10 protein-coding genes are annotated in these 11,820 nt (G+C 55.1%); 5 read left to right on the top strand and 5 right to left on the bottom strand.

All coding sequences use genetic code 11. The features are described from left to right. Positions 1 to 24: 24 nt before the first annotated feature. Positions 25 to 2,901 (top strand): winged helix-turn-helix domain-containing protein, encoded by a 2,877-nt coding sequence (locus AGR1_RS16210; RefSeq protein WP_149147554.1) that lies wholly within the window; start codon positions 25 to 27, stop codon positions 2,899 to 2,901. Between the two features lie 30 nt (positions 2,902 to 2,931). Here AGR1_RS16210 and AGR1_RS29620 read toward each other — a convergent pair whose 3' ends face one another. The 5 genes from AGR1_RS29620 to AGR1_RS16185 all read right to left on the bottom strand — a co-directional run bounded on the left by AGR1_RS29620 (position 2,932) and on the right by AGR1_RS16185 (position 6,395). Further along, the gene (locus tag AGR1_RS29620; RefSeq protein WP_281406449.1) at positions 2,932 to 3,324 is read right to left on the bottom strand and encodes a PAS domain-containing protein; all 393 of its coding nucleotides are present in this window, start codon (positions 3,322 to 3,324) and stop codon (positions 2,932 to 2,934) included. After that, positions 3,321 to 3,980, bottom strand: a complete 660-nt coding sequence (locus AGR1_RS16200) for an HAD-IA family hydrolase (protein ID WP_205758561.1) — start codon at positions 3,978 to 3,980, stop codon at positions 3,321 to 3,323. Before AGR1_RS16200 ends, AGR1_RS29620 begins: the two co-directional genes overlap by 4 nt. Before the next feature lie 10 nt (positions 3,981 to 3,990). After that, the gene (locus AGR1_RS16195) at positions 3,991 to 5,586 is read right to left on the bottom strand and encodes an IS66 family transposase (RefSeq protein ID WP_046799292.1); all 1,596 of its coding nucleotides are present in this window, start codon (positions 5,584 to 5,586) and stop codon (positions 3,991 to 3,993) included. Positions 5,587 to 5,655: 69 nt separating this feature from the next. After that, positions 5,656 to 6,009: an IS66 family insertion sequence element accessory protein TnpB gene (gene tnpB, locus AGR1_RS16190; protein ID WP_046799293.1), complete on the bottom strand. Its 354-nt coding sequence runs from the start codon at positions 6,007 to 6,009 to the stop codon at positions 5,656 to 5,658. Then, on the bottom strand, positions 6,006 to 6,395 hold the full coding sequence (locus AGR1_RS16185; RefSeq protein ID WP_046799294.1) for a transposase: 390 nt from the start codon (positions 6,393 to 6,395) through the stop codon (positions 6,006 to 6,008). Before AGR1_RS16185 ends, tnpB begins: the two co-directional genes overlap by 4 nt. A 765-nt stretch (positions 6,396 to 7,160) precedes the next feature. Between AGR1_RS16185 and AGR1_RS16180 the strand changes: the two genes are divergently transcribed. The 4 genes from AGR1_RS16180 (at position 7,161) to AGR1_RS16165 (ending at position 11,799) form a co-directional block, all read left to right on the top strand. Continuing rightward, complete coding sequence (locus AGR1_RS16180) at positions 7,161 to 8,858, top strand: winged helix-turn-helix domain-containing protein (protein ID WP_149147552.1); 1,698 nt, start codon at positions 7,161 to 7,163, stop codon at positions 8,856 to 8,858. A gap of 609 nt (positions 8,859 to 9,467) precedes the next feature. Further along, complete coding sequence (locus AGR1_RS16175; protein ID WP_149147551.1) at positions 9,468 to 10,280, top strand: SDR family oxidoreductase; 813 nt, start codon at positions 9,468 to 9,470, stop codon at positions 10,278 to 10,280. A 136-nt stretch (positions 10,281 to 10,416) separates the two neighbouring features. Further along, positions 10,417 to 10,878, top strand: a complete 462-nt coding sequence (locus AGR1_RS16170) for a nuclear transport factor 2 family protein (RefSeq protein WP_149147995.1) — start codon at positions 10,417 to 10,419, stop codon at positions 10,876 to 10,878. A 72-nt stretch (positions 10,879 to 10,950) separates the two neighbouring features. After that, positions 10,951 to 11,799 carry an oxidoreductase gene (locus AGR1_RS16165; RefSeq protein ID WP_080837115.1) on the top strand — a complete coding sequence of 283 codons (849 nt, stop codon included), beginning with the start codon at positions 10,951 to 10,953 and terminating at the stop codon, positions 11,797 to 11,799. Positions 11,800 to 11,820: the final 21 nt, after the last annotated feature.

The raw sequence follows: 11,820 nt of genomic DNA, 5'->3' as shown, positions 1-11,820 counted from the left end.
CGATTCACTTGCCCGGAGTATTCGATGATGGGAGGCTATGCGCTGAAAACGACAACCACAGTGATGGTTAGGGTCGAGGACAGCGAGATGGATGTGGATGCAATCAATCTTGGCAAATGCCAATTGTTGCTGAAAAAGCGTATATTGATGGCCGATGGGAAGCCAGCTCAGATTGGTTCGAGGGCCCTTGATATCCTTCTTTATCTTGCTCGTAGACAGGGCCAGACCGTAAGCATAGACGAGCTTATGAAGGCTGTTTGGCCCAATACGACGGTCGAGCAGAACACACTTCGTGTGCAAATCAAGAACCTGCGGCGTGCGCTAACGGAATCCGGGAGTGGCTGTTTTGTCGTGAATAGAAGTGGGCGAGGGTATTCATTGATCGTTCCCACGCAACGGACGGGCCTCCGTCTGAGCTCGGGACTTGCGGAAACAACGAGTGCGCTTCCCACGAGAACAAGGCTGATCGGCCGCGCCGGCACGATTGCAGAGGTGTCCGAGCGGCTACTAAACCATCAACTTGTTACCGTCACTGGTCCAGGCGGTATAGGCAAAACTGGTGTGGTCAAAGAGATTGCTGCGCGCTGGGATAGCTGGGGACGTAGGGAAGTCTTCTACATTGACCTCGGTGGTTTACAGGACGAGAGGCTCTTGCTCGCCCATGTCGCACGGTCGGTTGGGGTTAAACAATCGGATGCCGATCCACGTGAGGTGCTGCGAGCATTATCAGGCGTCAATGGCTTACTCGTCTTAGATACCTGCGAGCACATGATTGATGCAGCTGCAGACTTGGTTGAACAGCTTTTACTGCAGGCACCCAATCTAAAAGTGCTCGTGGGGAGTCAGGATTCACTGAGAATTTCGGGAGAGTGGGTCACACGGTTACCACCGCTGGCATTCCCCCGGATGGACGATGCTGACGAGCTTGTTACCGCCGAGGCGTATCCTGCAATTGAGCTTTTTTTGGAACGGGCGTCAGGCGCAGGGTGTGCTCTAACGCTTGCGCCAGAAACGATCGGGGCGATAGGGCGTATTTGCGCTCGTCTGGACGGACTTCCTCTCGCGATCGAACTAGCAGCTGCCCGGGTAGGGCAATTTGGAGTCGACCACCTTCTTTCAGCCCTTAATCAACATCTAGGGATTTTGACCGGAGGACTTCGTACGGGCGTTCCACGGCAGCGGACAATGCGAGCGGCGATCGAATGGAGTTTTTCTACGCTCACTGACTACGAGCAGGAACTTTTGCAGAACTTGTCCGTACTGAAGTCTCCGTTTGTTTTAGAGATCGCGACGGCCGTTGCGGGGGAAGGTCATCCTGACCTTGTCGATCAAGACGTGATGAACGGTTTAAATGAGCTTTACAGAAAATCGATGCTCAATGTGGTCGTTGTCGACGACCGTCAGCACTTCTGCTTGCTTGATACAACGCGAACTTACGCATACGAGTTGTTGAGGCGGCGGGGAGGAGAGGATATCGCTCGATCGCGCCACCTTACCTATGTTCAGAATATGCTAAGACAACGGCGCGAGTCTCCCTTTGTTTGCGCGACCTTACAGTCCCAGCACGAGCTCAACGAAGTTCGAGGCGCGTTGGACTGGGCTTCCGAACATGGCGAACTGATGGAGACAGTGGCTAACCTCACACTGGCCGCGATCCCGATGTGGTTTGAACACTCACTCGTGGGTGAATGCCGCATGTACGTCGAACGCATCCTCTCAAGAATGAGCGATCGGGGCGCGGGCGATGCGCGCATCCTTCAGTTTTACGTCGCACTCGGCGGCGCATACATGAACATTCAAGGGGCTGGGGAAGACGCTCGATCAGCCTGGACCGAAGTCTACAGGCAAGCTGGCCGCACGGGAGACATCGGTAACCGCCTAAAGTCTCTATGGGGTCTGTGGGTCGACGCCCGGAATCGTGGTGATTTCGTATCCGCTTCTATTCTGAGCAAACGTTTCTCGCGTCTGTCCAGGAAGTCCAATGATCCGCTCGTGCTGGTCAATGCAGACCGTATGTCCTCGATATCGCATTTTTTCCAAGGAGAATTTGCGGTATCTCGAAGGCTTGCCGAGCGGGTGGCGTCGAGCCCCCATGCAGGACGGGATGTTGTTTCATTCCAATTCCACCAGCGTATCACTGCGCGATGCTTTCTTGCGCAGGCCTTATGGCTGCAAGGGTTCGCCGACAAGGCCATTGGATTGGCCATCGGTAATGTGGAAGACGCAATCGCGATAGGGCATCCTGCGACGATTTCCTACGCACTTACCGAGGGTGGGTGCCAGGTCGCCTGGAATGTCGGCAATCTCTCACTGTTAGAGCACTACAGCCAGCTTGCACTTTGCCGGACCGCCCGTAACGGGTTAGATGTCTGGCACACCATCGGTGGATGCTTCAGCGGCATTTTGCAATTGAAGCGAGGAAACGACGTCGGCCTCGAAATTTTATATGACGCATTGGGTCAACTGAGGAGGGCGCATCGAGCGCCGGTTTTTTCGAGGGCGCTTGCGTTCTATGCCGATGAATTAGCGAAGCGTGGCCGGACTGGCGAAGCAATTGCTGCCATAGAAGAGGCCCTCTCTCGCGCGCGGCTTTCCGGAGAGAAATGGTGCGAACCGGAACTTCTGCGATTGAGGGGGGTGATTAGGAAGCGGTTCGGGTTGCCATACGAAACTGATCTTCATGCGTCTATGGCTCTTTGCAGACAACAGGGCGCTCTCGGATGGCAGTTGCGAACAGCAATAAGTCTTGCGGAACACTATCTCGACCGGGGCGATGAGCGAGCGGCAGTTAGCTGTCTGATCGAAATTTACCGAAGTTTCGACGAGGGTGGCGGAAGTGAAGACTTGCGAAAAGCGGAGGCTTTCCTTGATCAATTCCGTCAGCGATTAGCGGTTGGGTAGTCTCGCTTTGCAGGCTTCACATCCGCAAATCTACGAATGTAAGTTCACCAGGACCTGACTGTTAACAGCGGTGGCGCATGCAGGCACAACAATGCCAGAATAAAAGATGGGTGAACCAGCTATATCCCGAAACGTGCGTCCGAAACCTACTACATAACGATAACGTCCTGCTGAGGAGTTGACCCGGTAGACTTCGTGCTGCTGATGTTCGGCAACGATCGTAATGCTCAGCGCTTTAACAAATGCTGCCCTGTCGTCGTCATGTACTCTGGCGACGTACGCATCGACAGGCAACCCCATTCCTGCCTCTCGTGCGTCCAGCCCGAAAAGCTTGGCGACCGTAGTATCAGCATAGATCAAGTTCTGTGTGAGGTCCCAAACCGTAAGCGGTGTCTCACTGGCACGTCGCCTGACAAACGCTATCCCTCGAAGCTGGAAATGATGGTCGTTAGTTCCTTCATGTCGGCGAAGGTGACGTCGGCTCCATATGGATGATTGGGTGGCGATGGGCTGTACAGCAGCGCTACCATTCCTGCAGCCTTTGCCGCTTGGATGCCCACGAGGCTGTCCTCGACCACCACGCATTGGTGGGGTTCAAATCCCATCTTGCGCGCGGCATGTAGAAACAGGCCGGGATCGGGCTTAAAGCTTCCGACGTCATACGAACTGTAGAAATCGGTGCCAAAGTATGGGGCTAGCCCGCTCAATTCCAATGTCTGGATGATTTTGTCCGGCGGCCCGCCCGAGGCAATACACCGTGGGTGTTTCAAATGTTCCAGCATCGGCAAAACCCCGGGAATGGGTTGCAGACCTTGGGCAAAGCGTTTCGACAAGGTGGCGCGATAAATCGCCTCGAAGTTCAATGGCAGCGTTCTGGATAACCGGTCCTCGATGTCCTGAAAGATCGAAGAGAGTTTCTCCCCTCGGTAACGCTGCAGCAGATGTTCAACAGGATCAGAACAGTCTGGCAGCAGATCGGCCAGCACTTGAATACAAATGACCTCGCTATCGACAAGCGTCCCATCCAGATCGAATATGACGCATATGTCCCGCATGCCTTGGCCTCTCTGGCGGTTCAAGCACGAACGCCTAGACGCCTTTGATAACGTCGCCTCGCGGATAATTCCACGGTAGCAACTCACCAATCTGGCTTTGCTTGTGGCCGTTGATGATGGAGGTGAGCGCCTTTGTCAGGTAGGCCTGCGGATCAACGCCATTCAACTTACACGTCTCGATCAACGAGGCGATGGTCGCCCAGTTCTCTGCTCCAGCGTCGTGCCCTGCGAAGAGTGCGTTCTTCCGGTTCAGCGCAATCGGCCGGATAGTCCGCTCGACACTGTTGTTGTCGATCTCAATGCGCCCGTCGGTCAGGAAGAGCTTCAGGCCGTCCCAATATTTGGCGATGTAGGCCAAAGCCTCGCCGAGTGGGGACTTCGTGGAGACACGGGCGCGGTGATGGACAAGCCAGCCATGCAGGTCTGCGACGAGTGGCGCTGATCGTTCCTGCCGAGCTGCAAGGCGAGCTTCAGGATCAAGGCCGCGCAGGTCGGCTTCGATGCGATACAGTTCTCCAATCCGTTTGACGCCGTCTTCAGCAATGGGCGCTGAGCCGTTGCGGGTGATCTCCACCAGCTTCCGCCGGGTATGCGCCCAACAATAAGCGAGCTGAATGTCTGGACCAACACGCTCGGGGGCGATCAGCCTGTTGTATCCAGCATAGCCATCGACCTGCAGGATGCCGGAGAAGCCCTGCAATATCCGTTCGGCATGAATGCCACCGCGACCGGGCGCATAGGTGAAGGCGACACCTGGCGGAGCACCGCCGCCCCATGGGCGATCATCCCGCGCCAGCGCCCAGAAGTATCCGGTCTTGGTTTTGCGGGAACCGGGATCGAGAACCGGAGCACGGGTCTCATCCATGAACAGCTTGGTCGAGCGCTTCAAGTCGGCGATCAGTGCATCGAAGACGGGCCGCAGTTCATAGGCTGCCCGACCGACCCAATCGGCAAGTGTTGATCGGTCGAGATCGATGCCCTGGCGGCTCATGATCTGCGCCTGCCGATAGAGCGGAAGGTGATCGGCGTACTTGGACACTAGAACATGGGCGACGGTGGCTTCCGTCGGCAGCCCAGCCTGGATCAGCCGTGCTGGTGCCGGAGCCTGAACGACCCCGTCGGTGCAGGCACGGCAGGCATACTTAGGGCGGCGGGTGACGATCACGCGGAACTGTGCTGGGATCACGTCCAACCGCTCGGCGACATCTTCGCCAATGCAATGCAGGCAACCACCGCAGGCGCAGATCAGGCTTTCTGGCTCGATCACCTCCTCGATACGCGGAAGATGCTTTGGAAGGGAGCCGCGATTGATCGCACGTGGCTTGGCGATCCTGTTTCCTGCAGGAACGTCCGCCTCATCCTCGGCATGGATGACAGCCATGGCCGTCTCCAGGTCTTCCAGCGCCAGGTCGAATTGGTCAGGATCGGTCTTCTCGGATTTGCGTCCGAAGGCTGCCTGCTTGAACGCTGCGACCAGCTTCTCAAGCCGCTCGATCCGCTCATCCTTGCGGGCGATATGCTCGTCCTTGCTGGCTATCGCGACGTCCTTGGCTGCCTCGCGTGCCTGCGCCGCAATCAGCAACGCCTTTAGGGTGGCAACATCATCGGGAAGGTCGGCGGCATCAAGCATGGCCGGAAACTACCAAATCCCGAACCGATTTGCCCTCGGAATCTGCCTCGCTGAGTCATCGTGCCGCAGCTATTCGATGGCCTCCGGCGTCCTCGTCTGGACGGCATGAACCCGCCGCCAATCAAGGCCTGCGAACAGGCCTTCGAACTGGGCGTGGGTCAATGTCATCAAGCCATCCTTGATGCCCGGCCAAGTGAATGTGTGCTCTTCAAGCCGTTTGTAGGCCATGACGATTCCGGAGCCATCCCAGTAGATCAGCTTCAACCGGTCCGCCTTGCGCGACCGGAAGACAAAGACCGTACCAGTGAACGGGTCTTTGTGTAGCTCGTTCTTCACCAGCGCCGCCAGGCCGTCATGACCCTTGCGGAAGTCGACGGGTTTGGTCGCCACCATGATCCGTACGCGGTTCGACGGAAAGATCATGTCGCTGCCGCCAAGGCGCGGGCGATAGCCGCGATCCGGGATGCAGACGCGCCTTCCTCAAGACGGATCGTGACAGGGCCTACGACAATCTCGGCGCGGGAAGCAACCTTGACGGCCTGTGGCTCCGACGCTGGAGTATCGACAACGATGGCCGCAAACTCGACTGCATCGTCCGGCTCTGGCAACACCAGCTTGCCTTGTCGCGCCAACGTCCGCCACGATGACAGGTGGTTGGCCTTCAGCCCGTAGCGTTCAGCCACCTCATTCACCGTCACGCCTGGTCTCAGGCTCTCCGAAACGATCCGTGCCTTGACCTCGTCAGGCCAATGGCGGTGAGGCTCACGCCTGTTTCGCCGCGTTGTGAGAACCTCCAATGTAGATTCCATGGAGAAATTCCTTGTCTCTCATCCATGGAACGTCGATCACAGATCAGTGCGCGGCAGACAATGTGGGGGCGGAACACCGCTTACCCCAAACCAATAAGCCTGCGTCCTCAATCTCTTCCCTGGGCGCGCGGGATTTCCGAACCAAATTCTCGTATGTCATGCGAGGAGCTCCCAGTCTGATTTCAGTGAAATAGTACGGGAAACGGTAGCACTGGGACAAGCCTGGAGCCTGGGTGCTAAGCGTTATATGATGTTGCGTTGTGATGATTTGTGAAGGATGCCATTTGGCGCAGCACCTTTAATCGAGTTTCAACATCGTTTCACGCGAAACTTCGTAAAATTACGGATAAGCTCAAACCGGTGGAGAACGACGTGAGCAAGTCCGATAGCTTTGCACTAAGCAAACGAGCATTTTTGACGGCCGATCATTGTCTACGTGCGCGATTATTATAGCGCAGGCCTCCCGCTGCGCTTGATGGCAGTCCAGGTTAGCTGGTCTGCTAAAGAGGGCCAGCTGCGTACCGCCAGCTGGCCCTCTCTGTTAAGTGCCGTCGCATCCTTGCCGGTGCTGGGAAGGGTCATCACTCTATGAACCTTGAGTGCCCCCCATTTGAGGACGCATGGTTCTATGACTCGGCGCTGCTCTCGAAAAAGTTACTACATCGCGTCTCACCGCGTTGTCTTCTTATAGAAAACCATAATGGTTGCACCGCCGACGGATCGGTTAGTCTCACCTGAAAGCGTTTAGCGATCGGGGGGATACCCATGAGAAGCGAAGCAGAATTCGGTAAGGCGATGTCGAAGAATTTGAATGCGAGTCTCCTATCGAAGTTGCGGGATGCAAGTCCGAAAAATTTTAGCCCAAGCGACGTCGTTGATCCGGCAAAATGCGCTGACGTTGACGAGACCGTATCGTCCCCGGTGGTGCTAAACGTTAGCCCGGAATACTTCGATTTCGGACCATTTCGACTTTTTCCGCTTGAACGACGCTTGCTTAAAAATGGCATGCCAGTTCAACTAGGTAGTCGCGCGCTGGATATACTCGTTCTGCTGAGCGAACATGCTGGCGGCGTAGTCGCCAAAAAGCGCATCGTTCAAACTGTTTGGCCCGGCATCAATGTCGAAGAAAGCAGCCTACGCGTGCAGGTCGCAAAGCTCCGTAAAGCACTTGGCGAGGGACAGGAAGGCGCGCGTTACATCGCAAATATTGCTGGACGAGGCTATAGCCTTGTTACGACCGTTGCAAAAAGCAGTCAGCCTCAGCCAAGACTATTCAACCATATTAGCGTTCAAACCTTACCACGGATCGTCAACCCCGTAGGGCGAGCCAAGGACATTGCTAGAATCAAGGACTTGGTTTCCGCATCAGGATTTGTGACGGTTCACGGCTTTGGCGGTATCGGCAAAACCACGGTGGCAGTCGCTGTAGCGGAAGAGCTCGCTCAGCATTTTACGGATGGGCTGATCTTTGTAGATGTTGGCTCTAGCCGAACGTCTGACGAGATGGAATCCAGCCTCGCGCTCCTGCTCGGCTCGGAAAATCGCGATTTATGTCGACGGGAAGCGATTTACCATGCGCTCGTAGGCAGACAATTGCTGTTGGTGTTTGATAACTGTGAGCATTTGCTAGATGCCACGACCGACCTCTTGGAGGAAATTCGTCATCGCTTCCCACACCTGGCATTGCTGGTCACGAGCCGTGAGCTACTGAGAGCTCACGGTGAACACGTATATTCGCTTCCGCCGCTTGAATTGCCTGCCGACGTGCACACTGTCTCGGCCGAAGAAATTTTGCGTTATCCAAGCGCACAATTATTCATGGAGCGCGCGGTCGCGACCGGATATGAACCGGAGCGCACGGATAAAGAGGCACGTTACTTAGCGAGAATCTGTACTAAACTCGACGGGTTGCCCCATGCTCTCGAGTTGGTAGCGAGTCGCCTTGTGGTTCACGGTCTTGAGGAAACCGATGCTCTCTGTGCTGCCGGATTAGCACTCTCATGGCATGGCAGGCGCACCGCGGTCCCACGCCAGCAGACATTGATGTCCTCACTCGATTGGGCGTATGAACTTCTGTCCGAAACTGAAAAGGTGGTGTTAAGGCGGGCCTCCGTCTTTCCCGGATTGTTTACGCTTGAGGACCTGTACACGGTGGCCGTGGACGAGACCGTCGTGAGGCAACACGATTGTATCCCAGCTTTTAGCCAATTGGTGGCCAAGTCATTCATCGTCGGCGGCTGCAATGGAACTTTTCGGACGTACCATATTGTTCGCGCTTACGCTTGGGGAAAGTTGCTGGAGGCAATGGAGGTTGAGGCTGTGACTGAACGCTTCCAACAAGACATAACACGAGCCCGAGATTCCTCCGTGCCGCATCGTCGGACGACCCGGTTTGCCAGTGCTGCGGCTCCTCAGTTGTATGAATTCTTCGATGGTCGTCTCAACGAGATTCCCGGCTGGTGAGGCTACCACGGTCGGGTCGGCAACTACTTTCGTGAGTATATCGTCAGTACTCAAGCGTGATGACTGCGCTTACCGAGCGATTGATATTTATTTGCCGCTGCCCGAATCCTGCAAGGGGCTGAAAAAGTATCATGGTTTCGGAGTAGCCTGGGAGCAATCTCACTGAGCGTAAATTCACGGGGCTTCACGGAACTAAACTCGGCCACCACCAAAAATTAGCCCATGCTGAGGAAATCGAGGGCTTGAACTGGAGGTTACATTTTGGACTTGATGGAGCGAGAGAGCTTTGTTTCTCAATTCGTGCGGCTCGTAGTCAAAAGCGTTTAGGGGCCGGGCAACTTTAAAGCGACATCTTTCTTTGCCGCCTTGACGGCTTCGATAACAACCTTGAAACCCTCCCGTCGCATGGTGGGATGAATATTGCCACGACCGACATCGTGACCCGCAAAATGTCAGTCGTTCTAGGAACTAGGCCCCTTGGTCGGCTCGACCAGCCTTTCATTCCCTAATCGCCCATCGGGGTCACCAAGTTTAACAATGTCATTACTCTCGAGCTTCTGAGAGCTGTTCCCCAAGGCGCTTGATGACCATTCAAGAAAGGAGACACGCATGCCGAAAACAATCCTTGTCACTGGAGGGGGGGCTGGCTTCGGAAAAGAAGCGGCAATAGGGATGGCCAAAAATGGCCACAACATCATTGCAACCTGCCAAGTTTCACCGATGGTCACGGCAATGCGAGAAGAGGTCCAGAAACTTAACCTAACTGACAGAATCCGTGTTGAGCGGCTCGACCTTAGCGACCATTACGATATCCAGCAGGCGCAGAGATGGGATTTCGATATTCTGTGGAACAATGCCGGACAAGGCGAACCAGGACCTGTCTGGGAGATTCCTGTCGACATCGTACGCCGCAACTTCGAGACTAACGTCTTCCTCCCCCTTGTTTTGACCCAAGGTGTCGTCCAGCGATGGGTTCGTGAAGGTAATCACAATGGAAAGAAGATAGTCTTCACTTCGTCAATGGGTGGTCTTTTCACACCAGCCAACTGGGGCACGTACGTTTCTACAAAACACGCCCTGGAGTCTATCGCTGAAGCACTGCAGCAGGAGCTGGCCGCATACGGCATTAAAGTCCAGACTATCAACCCCGGCGCTTACTATACTGGTTACAACGAAACCATGGCCGACAATCCGTTTCGATGGATGGATGACAGCAAGAATTTTACAAAGCGCGCGGACCTGAGAAAAGGCTTCGACGACTTCTTTGCGACGCCAGAGGGTCGAATGGATGCTAAAGAAATGATCGATCGCATGATCGAAATCGTTCCAGCTGACACTGGCAAATTCCGAAATGTCTGCCCCAAAATCATCGAAGACATGCTCAAGGAGCATCAACTCAAGGCCTGGGATAATCAGATTTGACCGTAGCTAGGGTGGCTGGTTCCGCTCCTCGCTCTCACAACCAAGCGAATTCCTGAGAAGGAATAATGAGATGAGAAACAGAATATGGCGAACAGGCGTCCATGGATATATCGTTGTCCGGGCGATAGCCGTCCTCATGACGTTGGCAACATCGGGGACATTTTTGGAAGTAGCGCACGCGACTGACCAGTTGGAGAACAAGCAGATTGTGCAACGTGCATTTGCGGCATGGGCGCGTGGAACAGGAAGTCCCTACGACCTTTTGGCCGACGACGTGAACTGGACTATCACCGGTAACTCCCTCGCTTCCAAAAGCTACTCCAGTAAGGCGGCATTCATTGGTGAAGTTATTCGACCGTTCAATGCCCGAATGAGTGTCGGGCTAAGACCCACAATCCGCAACATCTATAGCGAGGGTGATACCGTCATCGTGTTTTTCGACGCGAGTGGGACAGCAAAAGACGGCAAGCCATACGCGAACACCTATGCGTGGTTCCTTGACCTAAACGAAGGAAAAATTGTCAGGGCTTCGGCTTTCTTCGACAGCATTGCTTTTAACGATCTTTGGACAAGGCTTCCCGTCGAGGTCGTGCAGTAGAGCTGACCATCCGCTGTGTTTGGTCGACATTGTAACCGCAGGATATCAGTTCAATTCTTTCAGGAGGCGGAGATGAAGACGTGGTTTATTACCGGCGCATCCCGCGGGTTCGGTGCCCGCATCGCAGAACTGGCACTTGAGCGAGGGGACAACGTGGTTGCCACGGCCCGCAATGCCGCTGTACTAACCCAGAAGTTCGGCGAACGGAAAAACTTGATGGCTGCCCCGCTCGATGTCACGAACGAAGATCAAGGACGTCAAGCCGTTGAAGGTGCCGTCGATCGCTTCGGACGGATTGACGTCCTGCTCAACAATGCGGGGTTTGGGTTGCTCGGTGCCGTCGAAGAGGCTTCGTCGGAGGAAGTCGAACGGCTCTATCGGACCAATGTGTTTGGGCTGTTAACGGTCACTCGCGCGGTGCTTCCACAAATGCGCAAGCAGCAATCGGGGCGGATACTCAATATTTCTTCAATCGGAGGTTATCGAGCATCGGCTGGCTTCGGCGTATATTGCTCAACGAAATTTGCTGTGGAGGGTTTGTCTGAAGCGCTGCATGCCGAACTCCTGCCTCTCGGAATATTCGTGACGGTGATTGAGCCTGGCTACTTCCGAACAGATTTCTTGGATTCGTCTTCGCTGTCCGTCAGCAAGACCCGGTTCGCTGACTATGATCAGACGGCAGGGGCTGTCCGAGAACACGCAGCCAACTTGAACCACAGTCAACCGGGCGATCCAGAGAGGTTCGCGCGGCTGGTTGTCGAATTTTCGGATGCGGATGAGCCGCCGGTACGATTGCCAGTCGGAAGTGATACGATTGCCGCCTTGGAGGCGAAACATAAATCCGACGAGCACATTATCGCCAATTGGAGAGACGTGTCGGTGTCGACCGACTTTGACAGTCCCTTGTTCAAATCAGCCTAGTCGGCGCGCTATGGTCCGGTG

Origin of the sequence: Agrobacterium sp. B1(2019) (assembly GCF_008274755.1) — a bacterium.
Lineage (GTDB): Bacteria > Pseudomonadota > Alphaproteobacteria > Rhizobiales > Rhizobiaceae > Agrobacterium > Agrobacterium salinitolerans.
This window is presented reverse-complemented; position numbering and strand designations above follow the sequence as displayed.

What these genes read in the sequence shown, in the direction of transcription:
- AGR1_RS16210 (WP_149147554.1), top strand. Translation starts at nt 25, where the DNA reads ATGATGGGAGGCTATGCGCTGAAAACGACAACCACAGTGATGGTTAGG.
- AGR1_RS16195 (WP_046799292.1), bottom strand. Translation starts at nt 5,586, where the DNA reads ATGCTTGATGCCGCCGACCTTCCCGATGATGTTGCCACCCTAAAGGCG.
- tnpB (WP_046799293.1), bottom strand. Translation starts at nt 6,009, where the DNA reads ATGATCTTTCCGTCGAACCGCGTACGGATCATGGTGGCGACCAAACCC.
- AGR1_RS16185 (WP_046799294.1), bottom strand. Translation starts at nt 6,395, where the DNA reads ATGGAATCTACATTGGAGGTTCTCACAACGCGGCGAAACAGGCGTGAG.
- AGR1_RS16180 (WP_149147552.1), top strand. Translation starts at nt 7,161, where the DNA reads ATGAGAAGCGAAGCAGAATTCGGTAAGGCGATGTCGAAGAATTTGAAT.
- AGR1_RS16175 (WP_149147551.1), top strand. Translation starts at nt 9,468, where the DNA reads ATGCCGAAAACAATCCTTGTCACTGGAGGGGGGGCTGGCTTCGGAAAA.
- AGR1_RS16170 (WP_149147995.1), top strand. Translation starts at nt 10,417, where the DNA reads ATGACGTTGGCAACATCGGGGACATTTTTGGAAGTAGCGCACGCGACT.
- AGR1_RS16165 (WP_080837115.1), top strand. Translation starts at nt 10,951, where the DNA reads ATGAAGACGTGGTTTATTACCGGCGCATCCCGCGGGTTCGGTGCCCGC.